Origin of the sequence: Paenibacillus tengchongensis (genome assembly GCF_008973665.1) — a bacterium.
GTDB classification, from domain to species: Bacteria; Bacillota; Bacilli; order Paenibacillales; family Paenibacillaceae; genus Paenibacillus_AQ; species Paenibacillus_AQ tengchongensis.
This window is the reverse complement of sequence record NZ_WACP01000001.1, coordinates 376275-393183: the sequence shown is the minus strand read 5'-3', so window position 1 is coordinate 393183 and position 16909 is coordinate 376275. Positions and strand designations below refer to the sequence as shown.

General features: G+C 55.6%; 18 protein-coding genes. 15 read left to right on the top strand and 3 right to left on the bottom strand.

The annotated features are described in order from the left end of the window. Positions 1-79: 79 nt before the first annotated feature. From F1381_RS01565 to F1381_RS01550, 4 genes are all read left to right on the top strand, one after another. Positions 80-673: a sigma-70 family RNA polymerase sigma factor gene (locus tag F1381_RS01565; protein WP_151733063.1), complete on the top strand. Its 594-nt coding sequence runs from the start codon at positions 80-82 to the stop codon at positions 671-673. Then, the gene (locus F1381_RS01560) at positions 657-1379 is read left to right on the top strand and encodes a DUF3600 domain-containing protein (protein ID WP_151733062.1); all 723 of its coding nucleotides are present in this window, start codon (positions 657-659) and stop codon (positions 1377-1379) included. The genes F1381_RS01565 and F1381_RS01560 overlap by 17 nt, the downstream gene beginning before the upstream one ends. Before the next feature lie 160 nt (positions 1380-1539). Further along, positions 1540-1716 (top strand): aspartyl-phosphate phosphatase Spo0E family protein, encoded by a 177-nt coding sequence (locus F1381_RS01555; RefSeq protein ID WP_151733061.1) that lies wholly within the window; start codon positions 1540-1542, stop codon positions 1714-1716. Positions 1717-1852: 136 nt separating this feature from the next. Further along, positions 1853-2719 carry an AraC family transcriptional regulator gene (locus F1381_RS01550; RefSeq protein WP_187355135.1) on the top strand — a complete coding sequence of 289 codons (867 nt, stop codon included), beginning with the start codon at positions 1853-1855 and terminating at the stop codon, positions 2717-2719. Positions 2720-2775: 56 nt separating this feature from the next. Here F1381_RS01550 and F1381_RS01545 read toward each other — a convergent pair whose 3' ends face one another. The 3 genes from F1381_RS01545 to F1381_RS01535 all read right to left on the bottom strand — a co-directional run bounded on the left by F1381_RS01545 (position 2776) and on the right by F1381_RS01535 (position 4285). Next, positions 2776-3087 (bottom strand): hypothetical protein, encoded by a 312-nt coding sequence (locus F1381_RS01545; RefSeq protein ID WP_151733059.1) that lies wholly within the window; start codon positions 3085-3087, stop codon positions 2776-2778. Then, on the bottom strand, positions 3084-3740 hold the full coding sequence (locus F1381_RS01540; protein WP_151733058.1) for a hypothetical protein: 657 nt from the start codon (positions 3738-3740) through the stop codon (positions 3084-3086). The genes F1381_RS01545 and F1381_RS01540 overlap by 4 nt, the downstream gene beginning before the upstream one ends. Positions 3741-3868: 128 nt before the next feature. Then, positions 3869-4285, bottom strand: a complete 417-nt coding sequence (locus F1381_RS01535; RefSeq protein WP_151733057.1) for a MarR family winged helix-turn-helix transcriptional regulator — start codon at positions 4283-4285, stop codon at positions 3869-3871. A gap of 136 nt (positions 4286-4421) precedes the next feature. Here F1381_RS01535 and F1381_RS01530 point away from each other — a divergent pair, with 136 nt between their 5' ends. From F1381_RS01530 to F1381_RS01480, 11 genes are all read left to right on the top strand, one after another. After that, positions 4422-5606, top strand: coding sequence for a winged helix-turn-helix domain-containing protein (locus F1381_RS01530; protein WP_246187864.1), 1185 nt, complete (start codon positions 4422-4424; stop codon positions 5604-5606). Positions 5607-5680: 74 nt separating this feature from the next. Continuing rightward, positions 5681-6952 carry an MFS transporter gene (locus F1381_RS01525; protein WP_151733312.1) on the top strand — a complete coding sequence of 424 codons (1272 nt, stop codon included), beginning with the start codon at positions 5681-5683 and terminating at the stop codon, positions 6950-6952. 193 nt (positions 6953-7145) lie between these two features. Then, positions 7146-8231: an outer membrane lipoprotein-sorting protein gene (locus F1381_RS01520; RefSeq protein ID WP_151733055.1), complete on the top strand. Its 1086-nt coding sequence runs from the start codon at positions 7146-7148 to the stop codon at positions 8229-8231. A gap of 180 nt (positions 8232-8411) precedes the next feature. Then, positions 8412-9629, top strand: a complete 1218-nt coding sequence (gene alr / locus F1381_RS01515; protein ID WP_151733054.1) for an alanine racemase — start codon at positions 8412-8414, stop codon at positions 9627-9629. Positions 9630-9807: 178 nt separating this feature from the next. Then, positions 9808-10089 (top strand): CopG family ribbon-helix-helix protein, encoded by a 282-nt coding sequence (locus F1381_RS01510; RefSeq protein WP_151733053.1) that lies wholly within the window; start codon positions 9808-9810, stop codon positions 10087-10089. A 4-nt stretch (positions 10090-10093) separates the two neighbouring features. Further along, positions 10094-10444, top strand: coding sequence for a type II toxin-antitoxin system PemK/MazF family toxin (locus F1381_RS01505; protein ID WP_042124727.1), 351 nt, complete (start codon positions 10094-10096; stop codon positions 10442-10444). Positions 10445-10585: 141 nt separating this feature from the next. Next, entirely contained in the window at positions 10586-11200 is a 615-nt protein-coding gene (locus F1381_RS01500) for a TetR/AcrR family transcriptional regulator (RefSeq protein ID WP_151733052.1), read from the top strand. Positions 11201-11357: 157 nt separating this feature from the next. After that, positions 11358-12566 (top strand): MFS transporter, encoded by a 1209-nt coding sequence (locus F1381_RS01495; protein ID WP_151733051.1) that lies wholly within the window; start codon positions 11358-11360, stop codon positions 12564-12566. 235 nt (positions 12567-12801) lie between these two features. Then, a complete protein-coding gene (locus tag F1381_RS01490) occupies positions 12802-14961 on the top strand; it encodes a Tex family protein (RefSeq protein WP_187355162.1) in 2160 nt (719 codons plus the stop codon). 228 nt (positions 14962-15189) lie between these two features. Further along, a complete protein-coding gene (locus tag F1381_RS29200; protein WP_151733050.1) occupies positions 15190-15534 on the top strand; it encodes a DUF1648 domain-containing protein in 345 nt (114 codons plus the stop codon). A 135-nt stretch (positions 15535-15669) separates the two neighbouring features. Next, a complete protein-coding gene (locus F1381_RS01480; RefSeq protein WP_246187884.1) occupies positions 15670-16578 on the top strand; it encodes a GNAT family N-acetyltransferase in 909 nt (302 codons plus the stop codon). Positions 16579-16909: the final 331 nt, after the last annotated feature.

Sequence of the window (16909 nt, the reverse complement as noted above, 5' to 3'; positions counted from 1 at the left end):
GTTACAACCGGATAAATAAATCGAACGGTTTGACCGTTTCCCGCCAATATATTGTGTAAGCCTGAAGGGGGGATCGCGGATGACAAAGCATCCGGTAGAATGCACACAGCTTATCGAGCTTACGCTAGCCGGCAGCCGTGAGGCGTTCGGTGAGTTGTATGAGGCTACTGTAGAAGATGTTTACAAGGCGGTCCGTTTCTTCGTTTCGGCACCTTCCGATGCTGAGGATGTGGTGCAGGAGATTTATATGGAGGTTCACCGTTCCCTCGGCCGTTATGACCGGAGCAGGCCGCTGCGGCCCTGGCTGATGGGCGTCGCCATGCGGCAGATTCAATCCCACCGGCGCAAGGGCTGGCGGCAGCTGCGAATCAGGCTCAAGGCCGAGCAGAGCGGTCTGTCCATTGAAGAGGATTTCGCCAGGGAAGTGGTGGAACGTTTGGCCAACCGTCCGCTGCTTGCCGCTGTGCATACCCTGCCGTTTAAGCTGAAGCAGGTTGTTATCCTGCACTATGGGCAGGAGTATTCGCAGGAGGAAATTGCCGCCATACTGGACATTCCGCTGGGAACGGTCAAATCGCGCATCTATGCCGCTCTGCAGAAGCTGCGCCGTAAACACAGGGCTGACACCATACGTATAGGGAAGGTGGAGGATTTGCATGAGTCTGGAACATGATCTGCGTTCCTCGCTTCAGGAGGAAGCCGAAGGCTGGAGCGCCCCACCTGAACTGAAGGGGCGGATTCTGAAAGCCATTCCGCCCGGAGAGGGGAGAAGACCGCAAATGAAAAAATGGTGGGCGGCGACAATACTCGCTGCTGTACTGTTACTTCCGACCGGAGCTTACGCCGGCTATCATTATTTGGCAGATGGCATATACGGGTCCGCAGAGCAGGTGGTTCCGGAATTCGGGACACAGCAGGGTTACGATAAGCTGGAGGCCAAGCTGCAGCAGGCGAAGGAGCGCCTGGGCAGCGAGGAATTTACAGCATTTATGACCTTGCTTGAGGAGATCGGGGCCTATAATCTGAAGATTGCCGATGCCGAAGGCAAGCTTCATCCGCAGCGGCTGAGCGCGGACGAACAGGCAGAATATAACCGGCTGACCGGTGAACTCGCTTCCTATGCAGAGCGGCTGGAGGATGGAGCAGCGGCAGAAGGTGCAGTCCCGGCCCTGGACGGGGACGCCTTCTGGGCGGAGCCGCTGGCGAAAGCGGAGCGGAGCTTTACTGCGGAAGAATTTGCCGATTTTAAGAAGTGTGTTGATGAATTTCGGACCTATGCGTCAGGAACCGGGAAGACCGATGCAAGATATACGGAACTGCTGGAGCAGCTGAATGAATACCTGGGCAGGCTGGGTATCCGGATAGCCCCCGGTTCATAAATAGAAGGAAAAGGAGGTCCTGCGGACTATTACAGTCTGCGGGCCTTCTTAAGTTGCAGGAAGATTTGCCCAGCTCTTCATACTTTCCTGTAATGCAGTGCTTCTTGCGTCCTATATTTTTACAGTTACTTGTACAATATAGTACCAGGAGGTTATAAGAATGAGGAGACTGGAGTGTATCCAGAAGAGAATGGAGTCCGAACGGATGAAGCTGAATTTGCTTGAGCAGAGGCATGGTGTCCTGCATCCAAGTGTGATCAGGCAATCCATGAAGCTCGATGAATTGATAAATGAATATAATAAACTCGAGTCCTGCACCAGGAAAGAGCCTACATAATCATCGGTGATAGAGCGTGAATTCCTGCATCTTAAAGCTCCCCGGTCTAAGATCACTTTAGCAAAAAATGTCCTGTTTGCGGTCTTCCCGGATATTATACTTAGTTTAATCGTTGCAACGAGGAAGTGAAGCATCATTGGGTTATGTCGAGTTTTTGCAGAGAACGGTGGATTATATTGAAGAGCATCTGAATGAACCGATCACTCTGGAAGAGTGCGCGCGGATTTCGGGGTTTTCCAAGTTCCATTTTCATCGCTTATTCGGAATCCACCTGAACCTTACCTTGATGGAGTACGTACGGAAGCGGCGGCTCGCCCATGCCATGCTGGATATTGTAGAGGGCAAGCGGGTTTTGGATGTTGCGCTTGAATACGGATACAGCTCTGAACGTTCATTCAGCAGGGCCTTTACACAGGAATTCGGACAGCTGCCCAGCTGTGCAAGACAGGCCAAGTATTCATTGCCGCCCAAACCGGTGCTCGTGGAGCCGGCATTTCCGGGAAGTGGACACGGAGGAGGAATGATATTGGATTATTTAAGCGAAGTAAGCATAACCACACTTGGCAACATGAGGGTGGCCAGCGCATTCAGGGTCGGCCCGGAGCCTGAAGATGAAGTGGTGCATTCTGTGGAGCACTGGGCTAAAGCAAGAGGAACAGGCAAGGAAGCCAGGCGGTTTGGCTTCGACGTGCCGGTGTCTGAGGAGCAGCAAGAGAATGGCCTGCGGGGTTACGAATATTGGGTGGAGACAGACGCCCCGCCTTCTTCCCTTGACGGGGGGATGGTCATCAAGGAGATCGAAGGCTGCAAATACGCTTCTCTGCGCATTACCGACCCATTTGCCGATCCGCTGGTGCGCATTCCGCTGGGCTGGAGGCAACTGGCCGGGTGGGTGAACAGCAGAGGGTATCAGCCATCCTGCGACCAGGAGCGGTATTGGCTGGAAGAAGTGCTGGATGGTGAAGGCGGGTCTGTAATGGATTTGTATTTTCCCATTGAATAGGCAAGCAACTGCCCCCCGGCCCGCCGGGGGGCTTTATAGTCTCACGGCCCACCCGGTCATGATCTTACGAACTGCAGGCAGCTGCGCAGCCCCCGCCGGGCGAAGAGATGTGAGCCATACAGCAGCAAGGCAAGCACGATACCGAGCGGCAGAGCCAGAATCCCGGGCAGGCTCAGCTCCGGGCTGAAGGCAAGCGTTACCCCCTCCCAACCGAACGCTCCTAATATTCCTGCAATGACCGCAATTCCTGCACAAATCAAGCTTCCCGCCGTCCATACGCCCAGAATGGGAACCGCAAAGAGCAGAATAAAGCCCTTGCCGATGCCCTTCACCGTACGGGTAACCGCAGCGGCAGATTCTCCGGTCATGGGCAGCCCCCTGTGTCTCCGGCGTCATTACAGTGAAAGGACCGGCCCACTTTGGAGCCGGGAGCGACAGTCAGGCTATGGCTGTAACGGATTTCCCCGATGTCGCACCCCGGTCCGACGGCAATATCCGTTCCGCAGACCAGCCTGGCGGAGGTGTATTCCAGACGGAGTGATGCCCCTTGAATCAGGCCGCAGGCCAGTCTGCGGAATGACCCCATATGAAACCCCAGCTTCGGAAAGGACCGCCGGATGTGAACCCAGCCGGATGAAGTCAGCCGCTCGGCAGTAGAGGTATTGCCCAGTACGATTTCAATGCTATCTGCAGCCTCGAGACTCTGCAGCTTCACCGCACCTTTCGCTGCAAATGTGGCCACCCGCATCGGGCCTGCCGCCGACAAATAGCCTGAAGAGTGAACGTGCCGGGCCTGCAGACTGTGGAGTCTGAGACTTCCCAGGTTCTCGATGCTTTCCGCGTGACACGCCTTGGCAATACTGCAATCGCCGGATACCTTCAGCCTTGCGGTTGCCACCATTCCGTTTGCTTTTAAATGACCGAATACATGGATGAATGACGCGCGGATATCTTCCCGGCAGATGAGCGAGCCCATAACTTTCAAGGGAATTTCGCCTTCGCCGGCGGTATGCATATACAAGTACAGACCACCTTCCACCTGAGATTTATTTTAATAATTAAAATATATATCATGTATAACATATAAAAAGTATAATAATCAACAAATAAAAACCGCCTTTCTTGTAAAAAGGCGGTGCACACATGGCTCTAACGGACGATCTGATTCATCAGCTCATGGATCTGCTGCAGATGATTGGCCATCCGCGTGAGCTCATCGCCGGAGAAACGGTCGAACAGCTTCAGAATCCGCTGTTCGCCCTCGGCGGTAAGGGCGATGCGGACCACCCTGCGGTCTTCCTTGGTGCGGATCCGTTCGATTAAACCGGCATTCTCCAGTTTATCGGACATGGCTGAGGCGGCTCCCGGGGTGACAACAAAGCGTTCCGAGATATCCGTGATATTCAGGCTGCCGGCCAGGCGGAGCTGAAACAGCAGCATAAGTTGATTCGTGGAGAGTGATTCCCCGCAGGTAATCATCTCCATGAAGGCTTGTGATTTCCGCTGCACTTCGGCCATGGCAAGCATTACATTGTCCAGAGCCGAGTCCAAATATTCTGCGCTCATAGGTAATATGCTCCAAAGGGTTATAGTTTCTCAACTATATAGAAGCGGTAACTTTACTGTCAAGTCCAGCATCTGTGCGCCACCAAAGCGGTGTAATCAACGGGCTGCGTTGTTTGCTATAATAGATGCTATCAGTTTGGCACAGTTGATAGGAGGAGCGGGAGTTACGATGGAAGTGGAGTGGCTGGAAGCGGAATTAAAAATGGTGGCGGGAGGACGGACCGTTGAACTGCTGCCCAAAGAATATGCGCTGCTGCAGTTTCTGTACCGGGGCCGCGGGCGTGTCTTCAGCCGGGAGCAGCTGCTGGACCAGGTCTGGCCGCGGGAATACCCGGTGGAGCGCACCGTGGATGACCATATTTACCGCCTGCGCAAAAAGCTTGCGAGCATAAGCGGCATGGAGATCAAGACGGTCCGCGGCTTCGGCTACAGCCTCAGTATGAAGGTAGTGGCCCGGGACATCGCCAAGCCTACCGTGAGGGATGCGTCGCTGCATGATATGATGCACGGGCTGCTGGGAACCTACCATAAATACGGGCAGGGCCATTCCATGCTCACCTTGGCTCGCCAGCAGGATGCATTGGGCTATGAAATGGATGCATTCTATCAGGTCTGCGTTCATTTTGTGCAAGGAGATTTGGAATGGATGCTGTTTACCGGCGAGGTGGACCTGCAGGAGCGGATCTATTATCTGCTGCTGTTCTATCTGTTCAGCGGGGGCGATCCGGGGGAGAAGCTGGAGTTCTGCGAAGAAGTGCTGGAATGCCGCAAGCTTCCCGCTCTTCAGCATGAAGAGCTGTATATTCTGAATATTCTGCAGCTGTATGCGCTCGCCGGGGAGCCGTATAAGGCGATAGAGCGCTTAAAGGTGACGTATGAGGTCATCGCTGCACCGGAGTATATTGAATTCGTGCCGTTCACCGCCATATCGGAGCTGGCCGTCCATATTCTGGCCGGCGCGCCGGATAAGCAGCTGCAGGAGCTGGAGGAGAAGGTTGACCGGATCCTGGCCGCCCAGCCTTATCTGCGCGAGATCGGCCAATATCATGTAGTTAAAGGCTTGCGGCGTTTGCGCATGAAGTTCCCGCAGGAGGCGGAAAATTGGTTCGACGAGGGCCTGCAGGTACTGGAGATGACCGGCTTTGTGCCGCTGAGGTTCCATGCTTTGCAGCAGATTGTCCATTATTGCGCGCTTTTTCCCAATCCTAAATTACTGAATAAGTACACGAAGCTTCTGGAGGCGGAGCAGGAACGTTTGGGAATCGCATGGATGCTGCAGCCGCTGGAGAGCCTGTTGCGGAAGACGCTGCTCGCCCCCTGATATTCCTCTGACATTTCCCCGTTACAGTAACAGCATGATCGGCATGACTGAAGATGGTAATGGGGGAATGAATGATGTTTCGTCTGAACAAGCAGGCTGACAGCCTGCTGCACAACAAAGTATACATGCGCGTATATACCGCCTTCGCTACGGCAGCCTTCGGCGACTGGTTCGATACGCTGGCCATCCAGGTGCTGGTGGGCTACCGCTGGCAGGCCGGCCCGCTGATGCTGGGCTTGATCCCGGTGGCGGTAGCGGTGCCCGGCATCCTGCTGGGTGCACTGGCCGGCAGCGCCGCCGACCGCTTCAACAAGCTGAAGCTGATGCGCATCTGCGACCTGCTCACCGCGCTGATGACGGTACTGATCCTGTTCGCGCCCAGCATGTACTGGCTGCTGCCGCTGCTCGCGGTCCGCTCGGCGCTGTCCACGCTGAACGTGCCGGCGCAGCAGTCGCTGACCCGCAGCATTGTCCGCGAGGACCAGCTGATGCAGGCCTCATCGCTGAACGGCATCGTCAATCAGGGCTCCAAGATCGCCGGGCCGCTGCTTGGGGGCCTGGCCCTGTCGGTTCTGTCGCCGCAGTGGTGCATTCTGCTGAACAGCATTCTGCGCCTGGGCTCCTTTGTGCTGCTGCTTAGGGTGAAATACACCCCGTCTGCAGCGGAAAGTCCTGCGGAAGAAGAGCAGCGCCTTCCGCTGCGCAAGATGTGGACGGAAGGCTGGCTGTTTATCTTCCGCAGCCGGCTGCTGCTGAATACGCTCCTGTTCGGACTGGTGGGGTCACTGGCGACCCAGATGATTGATTTTCAGTTCACCAGCCTGTTCCGGTGGCTTGCTCCGCAGCAGGAAGGGCTGCTGGGCTGGATGGTAGCCGCATCAGGGATTACTGCCGTCGTTACCATCCTGTTGATGAACAAGCTGAACCGGGACAAAGGTTATGGTCTGCTGCTGGGGGGCGGGGAGCTGCTGCTCGGCCTGGCGATAGCGGGACTCGGGCTGCTTCAGCCGGGAACTGCCGTCTACCCGGTGCTGCTGCTGGGCGCCGTGCTCGGCGTCGGCAACGGCGTCCTAATGATTACCTTCAATTACTGCCTGCAAAAAGAAACGCCGCCGCATATGATCGGCCGGGTATTCGGCATTCAGAACACTGTGCTTAGCGCCATTATGATTATCGCGCCGCTGCTGGGCGGGTTGCTTGTGCAGGTATCCGGGCCTTCCGCCATCTTTATGCTGGTCGGAACGGCGGTGGCCGTCCTCGGCGTGGGGGCAATGCTGCTTAGCCCGCTGCTGTGGCCTGCAGCAGCAAAGCGCACCGTACCTGCTGAAGTCCCGGCCGGAGAATAGCGTTATTAACGGAGTAAATCTATTGGATCTCCCTGAAAGCCCGTGCGCCTGCACGGGCTTTTTGGGCGCGGCTTCCCGGCTGCTGTCCCTGATAATCCTTCCTGCTTGTCATGCCCGTCTGCATATTGGGGCCAAGTCCTTCATAGACATGTACTAATCAAAGCATTTCAAACCAGGTTAAGGGGATGATGGCATGCGCCGGATCACATGGGTACTCGCAATCATTATGTGCGTGGCCCTGATTATGACGGGGTGCGGGAAGAAGGACGCCGCTTCCGTGGTCAAGGATTTAAACAATGTTTCAGACAAGCTGGAGAGCAAGCAGGGAGCCTATCAGGGAGCGGGCAGCATGACCCTGTATACCGGCGAGCAGCCCCAGGAGTATAAGGTCGAGGTATGGTACAAGAATCCGGCCTATTACCGGATCAGCCTGACCAGTGTGCAGAAGGATGTGACCCAAATCGTATTGCGCAACGATGAAGGAGTGTTCGTGCTGACGCCGAGCCTCGGCAAGAGCTTCCGCTTCCAGAGCGACTGGCCGGACGACCAGGGGCAGGTCTATCTCTATCAGACCCTGCTGCGCGGTATTATCGCCGACCAGAACCGCCAGTTTGTAGAGGATGGAGACAATTACGTCTTCGAGGTGGCGGCCAACTATCAGAGCAGCGCGCTGGTCCGCCAGAAAATCTGGCTGGGCAAAAAAGATTACGAGCCGAAGCAGGTGCAGGTCTCCGATTCCGAAGCCAAGGTGGTCGTAGATGTAAAGTTCGACAGCTTCAGCTTTGATCCGGAGTTCACCAAGGATTCCTTTGATATGCAGCGCAATATGAGCGCAGGCTCTGCCTCCGAAAGCACAGTGGCAGAGGTCGACGAGAACGGCAACCCGCTTCCGGCCGGGGACAACAGCGAAGCTGCCGGTGAGCCTGCAGCCGCTGAAGCCGGCGATTTCGGGATCATTGAACCGGAATATATTCCCGTCGGAGTCCAGTTCAAGGACAGCCACAAAATCGAGAACAGCAAGGATCACTCCGTACTGATCCGATATGACGGAATTTACCAATACACCATTATCGAGAGCCGTCCGCTGGACCGGGCTGTATCGCTGGCACCGCAGACTGTAGTGGATATGGGCTTCGCCATGGGCATGCTCAGCGGGGAAGAGCAGCAGACGCTGACCTGGATGAACGACGGTGTGGAATTCCGGATTACAAGCGCCAATCTGCCGCTGGATGAAATGATGCAAATTGCCGCTTCTATGGACGGACAATCGGGTAAATAAATATAGCAGCGGATACTGCGCCGGGGTGGAGATTCCCCGCGGCGAGCCGTATCCGCTTTTTTCGTAAGACAGTCGAGATTGACAGTGTCACGCCTTAGCATTACCATTGGCAGTAAGACCGAAATCTACTCGAGGTAATGCAAAGATGTTTTACTACAAGCTAAGAAGGTGACACGGAAAGTGCAAGCAAGCTATCGACCTACAGTTGCCGAGATCAATCTGGACGATTTGCGTGCCAATTATGAGGCGTTCCGGGGTGCACTGCCTGCGGAGACCAAATTTATGGGATGCGTCAAAGGAAATGCGTACGGCCACGGTGCAGTGGAAGTGACGCGGGAGCTGGAACGGCTGGGTGCGGATTATGTCAGTGTAGCCTTTTTGGATGAGGCATTGGAGCTGCGTCAGGCGGGAATACTGATTCCTATACTGGTGCTTGGCTACACCTCTCCGGAAGGAATTTCCGTTGCTTGGGAGAACAACGTGACCGTAACACTGTTCACACCGGACGTGCTGGAAGCGATCAAGCGGCTTCCCGATGATCCGGAGCATCGGCTGAAGGTGCACATCAAGATTGACAGCGGGATGGGACGGCTGGGACTGCTGCCGCCGGATGCCCCCGATTTCATCGCTGAAGTGCAGCGGACAGCGCAAGCGGAGCTGGAGGGAATGTTCACCCATTTTGCCAGGGCAGACGAAGAAGACAAAAGCTATACATTGATGCAGCACCGACGATTCATGAGCGTGGCGGATTCGCTTCGGGAAAGACACATCCATATCCCGATCATACATACGGGTAATAGCGCTACGGCCATAGATACACCTCTACTATCCAGTAACATGGTGCGTGTAGGCATAAGCTTGTACGGATTTTATCCCTCAACAGAGGTGAACCACGAGCGTGTGGCTTTACACCCGGTAATGACGCTGAAGACCCGGGCGGTCTATGTCAAGACGCTGCCGCCGGACTGGGGAATCAGCTACGGCACCCGCTACTATACAGGCGGCGAGGAACGGATCGCAACGCTGCCGGTAGGGTACGCAGACGGATATTCCCGCATGCTGACAGGCAAAGCGGAGGTGCTAATACGCGGACGCCGCGTTCCGGTCGTCGGAACCATCTGCATGGATCAATGTATGGTAACACTCAAATCTTTCGCTGAAGAAGCGAACCAAATCCAAGCCGGCGAAGAGGTTGTACTCATCGGCCGCCAGGGCGCCGAAGCCATTACAGCGGATGAACTGGCGCTTCATTTGGGAACGATCCACTACGAAGTGATTTGCATGCTGGCCCACCGGGTTCCCCGCGTATATGTGCGGCAGAACGCAGTGCCCAAACTGGTGAATCCCCTGCTTCTACCTGATTGCTCCAATCCATGGGATACAGACAAGGAATTGTAAAAGGAAATAATTCGTACAGACGGGTGTGACTTATAGTCTATACGAACCGCCGAATGTAGTTTATAATGGGATGCAGCATACTTGATATACTATCGGCATATATTCCTTGTATAAAATTCCTTGTATATTGTAACAATGGAACACAAGGGCAGTAGGTTTGTGGGGGTGGAACAAGAAGGTGGCCAATTTGCAAAGCACCAAAAGAATCATGATCAGCTTGCCCGATCATCTCTTGCAGGAAGTGGATGGGATCGCCCAAATGGAGAATTCCAACCGTAGTGAATTGATCAGGCAGGCCATGAAGCTGTACCTAAGCGAACGGAAGAAACGCACGATCCGGGAGTCGATGCAGCGAGGTTACATGGAAATGGCTAAAATCAATTTATCGATGGCATGCGAGGCATTCCTCGCGGAAGAAGATGCAGACAATACTCTGGGCCGCTTAGTAAGCGGGGTGTAAATCATTGATCGTTAAACGCGGCGACGTTTTTTTTGCCGACCTTTCACCTGTAGTAGGTTCTGAGCAAGGCGGGGTAAGGCCGGTACTGGTCATTCAGAACGATATTGGCAATCGCTTCAGCCCGACGGTTATTGTAGCGGCGATCACCGCACAGATCCAGAAGGCCAAACTGCCGACGCATGTGGAGATTGATGCGGCTGCCCACGGCTTTGACCGCGATTCGGTCATTCTGCTGGAGCAGGTTCGGACAATTGACAAACAACGCTTAACGGATAAGATCACCCACCTGGACGACGAAACAATGAAAAAGGTGGATGATTCGCTGCAAATCAGCCTGGGTCTGATCGATTTCTGATCAGGCAGGGTATCCATATCGAATATGTATTAAAGAGCGCAACCGGATATCGGGTGCGCTCTTTTAATAGCGGCGCACAGGAGAGCTTTCCTTTAAAAATATACGGTGTTATAATTGGACCGAATGGTCGGTTTATAGGGGGTGCTGAATATAAAAGGACGTTCTGACGGAGAAGAGACGAAGAAACGGATTGCGCACAAGGCGGCGGCGCTGTTTGTACAGAAGGGTTATGCGGCCGTAACGGTAAGTGAAGTATGCCACGCGGCAGGGGTCAGCAAAGGGAGCCTGTACCACCATTTTCCCAGTAAAGACGAGCTGTTTCTGCATGTGGTTGAAGAGGATACCGAGCAGTGGCTGGCCGAGTGGGAGCTCATCCGTGAGCGTACCGCCGGTATTGAAGAGCGGCTGCTCGCCCTGGCGGAGCACTATGCCAATGATTTTCAGAACCCGCTGATCCGTGCGGTGGAGGAATATGCCAGATCGCGCAGCCTGCCCGAACCCATCGCGCTGCGATTATCGGCTATTTATGAGTCGGGAGCCCGGGCTTGCCGGAATCTGCTGCAGGAAGGGATGGATTGCGGTTATCTGGCCCCTGGCAATCTGGATCATTATGTAATCATTGTCAGCGGGCTGCTGGAAGGCGTCGGCAGAGTCAGTGAGATGGCGGACCCGTCCAGCTCGCGGGAAGATGTCAAGAAGTATAGCCAGGAAGCTATACGGCTGTTATTGCAGGGGATGCGCATAAGGATGATATAAGGGCGGATGGCCGTAAAGGTCGTTCCGGTGCGCTGACTGTTTGTTTCCTTTAATTAGACCGGATGGTCGGTCTTAATTGATTAAAAAAATGAATGCTGCAGAAACTAAAGAATCCAAACCTTGCAGCAGGGTTATACAGAAAGACGGAGGGAACACCATGTCATTATTGTTAAGAAACCGGGGAGCGATGCTGCTCCTGATGGTAAATATATTCCTGGCTTTTACCGGCATCGGGCTGGTCGTGCCTATAATGCCTACGTATATGAATGAACTGGGGATCGGAGGCGGAATCGTCGGCTTGCTGGTGGCAGCTTTCTCGCTGACCCAATTAATTGTCTCGCCTATTGCAGGCAGATGGTCTGACCGGATGGGCCGCAAAAAGATTATTGTCGGCGGACTGGTCGTCTTCGCCCTGTCGGAGCTGCTGTTCGGCCTGGCCAATATGCCCTGGCAGCTGTTTGTCTCCCGGATGCTCGGAGGCATTGGCGCAGCGATGATTATGCCGGCGGTTATGGCTTATGTGGCCGATACCACCTCGATGGAGGAACGCGCCAAAGGGATGGGCCTCATCAATGCCGCGATTACGACCGGCTTCATTATCGGGCCGGGGATCGGCGGCTATCTGGCCGAGCTGGGCCTGCGGGTGCCGTTCTTCGTTGCAGCCATTGCGGCGGCCTTCGTCGCCGTGGTCAGCTTTATCGTATTGCCCGAATCCCGCCCGGCGGCGGATCGTTCGCCCGATGCTGCACCGGCAGGCGGTGAACGGCTTATTGCGCAGCTGGTCCGCTCGTACCGTGAGCCGTATTTTTTCGGACTGGTCATCGTGTTTGTGCTTTCGTTCGGACTCGCCAATTATGAAACGGTATTCGGATTGTTTGTCGATCATAAATTCGGCTTTACGCCGAAAGACATCGCCTTTGTGCTGACGTTTGGCTCCATCTCGGGGGCAGTTGTTCAGGTTACGGTCTTCAGTTGGATTCTAAAGCGTTTCGGCGAAAGCCGGGTCATCTCCATCTGCCTGCTGATTGCGGCTATATTTATCGGCCTGACCTTATTTGTACACGGCTTCTGGGCTATTGTCGCCGTCACGTTTATCGTCTTCCTGTCTATTGACATCCTGCGTCCGGCGGTCGGCACCCAGCTCTCCAAGATGGCCGATGAATCGCAGCAGGGCTTTGTGATGGGCATGAACTCGGCGTATACCAGTCTGGGCAACATCGCCGGCCCTATTGTCGCAGGTGTTCTATTTGACTTCAATTATAATTTCCCTTACTGGGCGGCGGCCGGCGTGCTCGCTCTCTGTTTCGTGATGTCGCTGTTTGCGCGGAAAAGTACGGCAGACGCTGTATACATCGAAAGAGGCTGAATAGGGGAACAGGGCAAGCGGCACGGATTTCGTTATGAATTATTAAGGGTGGATGTCCGGGCTAACCGTGCGGGGGTCTTGCGGGGATTTTGGCACGGCGGCGATCTGTGATAGTATTTGAGATATGGACTATTGCAAAGATGCGTATACAGAAAGAGGGATACTATTGGCTGCAGAGAATACAAGCCCCGCAGCGTCGCCGGATGAGGCGGCTGCCCGGCAGGAGCAGGAAACGATTATCCAGGCCATCGCCAAGGAACTGGGCATCGGCCAGAAGCAGGTGCGGACGACCGTCGGCCTGCTGGATGAAGGCAACACCATTCCTTTTATCGCCAGATACCGCAAGGAAATGACGGGGGAGCTCGACGAGAATGCGCTGCGCGATATTGAAGAGCGTCTGGCTTATCTGCGCAATCTCGGAGAGCGGAAGAAGGATGTGCTCCGCAGCATTGAAGAGCAGGGCAAGCTGACCGACGAGCTGAAGGACAGCATCCTGAAGGCGGTCAAGCTGCAGGAGGTCGAGGATCTCTACCGTCCTTTCCGTCAGAAACGCAAGACACGGGCCAGTGTCGCCAAGGAAAGAGGGCTGGAGCCGCTCGCCGGCTGGATCATGGAGCAGCGCCGCCAGGGTGCGCCGCTTGGAGAAGCGGCTAAATATACCGATGCGGACAAGGGTGTGGAGACGGCGGAGCAGGCGCTTCAGGGGGCGCTTGATATTATTGCCGAGAATATCGCCGATGATCCGGCCATCCGTTCCTGGGTGCGCCAATATACGGCAAGCCAAGGGGTACTGGTCTCGGAGGCCAAGGATGCGGAGCAGGAGAGTGTCTACGAGAACTACTACAGCTACCGAGAGCCGGTGCACAAGATGCCGCCGCACCGCATTCTGGCGATCAACCGCGGCGAACGGGAGAACGTGCTGAAGGTCAGCATCGAGGTAACTCCTGATAAAATCCATGCTTTTATGGCCCGCAAGGTCATCAAAGGACCGTCTCCGGTGAAGGAGCTGCTGGATTCGGTGATCGAGGATGCGTACAAACGGCTGATTGCGCCGTCCGTGGAGCGCGAGGTGCGCGGCGAGATGACGGAGAAAGGCGAAACGCAGGCCATCTCGATCTTCTCCGGCAATCTGCGCAGCCTGCTGCTGCAGCCGCCGGTCAAGGGGAGAACGGTGCTCGGCGTCGACCCGGCGTACCGTACCGGCTGCAAGCTGGCCGTTGTGGACGACACCGGCAAGCTGCTGGAGGTGGCGGTCACCTATCCGACGCCGCCGAACAACAAGAAGCGCGAGGCGGCGGCGAAGTTCAAGGAGCTGATTGCCAAATACGGCATCCAGCTGATCGTGATCGGTAACGGCACCGGCTCGCGGGAGACGGAGCAGTTCACCGCCGAGGTCATCGCCGAGATCGGCGACCCGGATCTGGCGTACCTCATTGTCAATGAGGCGGGCGCTAGTGTGTATTCAGCCTCCAAGCTCGCGCAGGAGGAATTCCCGGATCTCGACGTGGCGGAGCGCAGCGCCGCGTCGATTGCCCGCCGCGTGCAGGACCCGCTCGCGGAGCTGGTCAAGATCGACCCGAAGGCGATCGGCGTCGGGCAGTACCAGCATGATGTATCGCAGAAACATCTGGAGGAGAGCCTGAAGGCCGTGGTGGAATCGGCCGTCAACCATGTCGGCGTAGACGTGAACACGGCGTCGCCGTCGCTGCTCTCCTATGTGGCGGGCGTGAATGCGACCATCGCCAAGAACATTGTGAAGTTCCGGGAGGAGAACGGGAAGTTCACCAGCCGCAAGCAGCTGCAGAAGGTGCCGCGCCTGGGCGCGAAATCCTACGAGCAGTGCATCGGCTTCCTGCGGATTCCCGGCGGGGAGAACACGCTGGACCGCACGCCGATTCACCCGGAATCGTATCCGGTGGTCGACCGCCTGTTCCGCGAGCTGGGGCTGGATGTAGACCGGCTGGGCGACAAGGCGGTAGCGGAGCAGCTTGCCGCCCAGCAGGCGGAGGCGCTGGCCGTGAAGCTGGATGTCGGCGTGCCGACGCTGCGCGACATCCTGGAGAGCCTGCAGCGTCCCGGACGCGATCCGCGCGAGGAGCTGCCGCCACCGATCTTCCGCACCGATGTGCTGAAGATCGAGGACCTTGTTCCCGGCATGGAGCTTGCGGGAACGGTCCGCAACGTGATTGATTTCGGCGCCTTCGTCGACATCGGCATCAAGAACGACGGGCTGGTGCACATCTCCCAGCTCTCGGGCAGCTTTGTGAAGCATCCGATGGACGTAGTGTCCGTAGGCGACAACGTCACTGTATGGGTGCTGGGCGTCGACCTAAAGAAAGGCCGCGTCAGCCTGACCATGGTTCCGCCGCGCAGCGAAGCGGGGAGCGTGAAATAGAGCTGTGCGAGCCTGCGCCGGAGCGAATCCGGCCGGGCTCAGATGAAAGCCCGCGCCGGCATACCCGGCGCGGGCCTTTTTTTACGCCGCATTGCCGAAACCGCCTCAATCCTTGCAGTCGAGTCGGCATGAATCAGTCATTTTCCAGATATAGATAATTCATGGAATAGGTGATAGCGTGAAGACAATACATATCTGTCAATTTCATATGTCCGGGAGGTATACACAATGAACAGCCTTCGTAAGTTCTCACTGTTTGTATGTAGCATGGCCTCGCTGGCCCACTTTGTGCTCTTGTCTATATTCTGGCAGAGGATTCCTGCGCGGATACCTGTGCATATTGGCTTGAGCGGAAGTATTGACAACTACGGCGGTAAACACAGTTTGCTTTATCTGGCGGTGCTTGGGACGGGAGTGGCGGTATTATCGTTTATGCTGAGCAATCATGCCCCAATATCTGGGGGTTATCTTTCCGCTAAGAATAAACAGCTGGTTCTACATTTGGCGTCGATGATCATTTGCCTCCTCTTACTGCTCTTTTCCGGTCAGATCATATTTAGGTATAGCCTGTGAGTTCTCCGCACCTGAACCCAGCTAAGATGCCGGGTACAAAATAACTATAACTGAGCTGGCTACAGCACATACCGGACAGGCCATGTTACAATTTGAGCAAATAGGCGTAAAGGTGGCAGGATCGATTTGAGCGAAATGATCATCCGGAATTACCGCCAGGAGGATTTGCCGGCACTGGGCGGATTGTATGAAGCGGTGAAGGCCAGCGGCGATGTGCAGTTCTGGTGGGTAGGCGACGAGAGCAACTGGGGCAATGTGTGGTGTGCATTTGAGGGTGAGCAGATGGTGGGCAAGGGCCAGGTCGGGGTATTCAACGTCATGCCGCCCGGCCGCTCGCCGGAGGGGAGACATAAACTGTTTCTTAACCTCAAAACATATCCCGGCCGGGAAGGTGATACGGAATTGCTGGATGCCTTGTATGAACGGCTGCATGGACGTGCTATGGAGCTGGCGGCGGAGCTTCCGGCGGAATACCGCAGCATTCTTTGTGTCGGCAACTATGCCGGCGAGCAGCAAAATAACGGATATTTCACGGATCGCCGGGGCTACCTGCCGCTATATAAGCTGCAAACGCTGGAGCGGGATTTGACACAGGCGCTCCCCGAAGCGGAAGCTACGCTGGAGCTCGAACCGGTCTACTGGAATCTGGAGACGGAAAGCGACCGGCGGGCTTATCTTGAACTGGAGTCCGAGGTCTGGCCGGAATCGGCGCTCGGAATGGAACGCCTGGAGGAATACCGCGGGCATGCCTTGTTTACGGCTATCGTAGTGCGGGAAGCCGGGGAGGTTGCCGGCAGCGTGATGGTATGGCGCGAGGACGACAGCGGAATTATTGAGGATATCTTTGTGCGGGAGCCGTGGCGGCGGCGCGGTATCGCACGCAGGCTGCTGGTCCAGGCCATGCGGTATCTGAAGGAACATGGTCTGGTGAAGGCGCAGCTGGATATGCAATCGGACAATGGGCCGGCAGATGCCTTATATCGTTCGCTGGGATTTCAGGCTGCCGGCCAGGAAGAATTGCGGTTCTACACCAGGCTTAACTAACCGGCCGAGGCCGGCTGTGATCATGCGGTCGATCTCATAAATAACCGGCCGGATTACAGGTGAATAATAATCGTGCAAGCGGCTGCATACGTCCACATTGTTGGGCGGTGCAGCCGCTTTTTGCGGTGGATACAGGAGCTGCTGCAGTGTTGGGCAGGGGGGGGCGTGCATCTTTTCCCGTGATCCAGGCAACGCTACTGCGGTAGAAACTAAGCAAGTTTCTGGAAATACCGTTGTTCAACTGCACAACGCATTTCGTCCGTTCATCAATATTTTTTGGCCGCTGGAAGCGTTACAATGAAACCGTATTCAACAAGTGCTATAGGGGGTC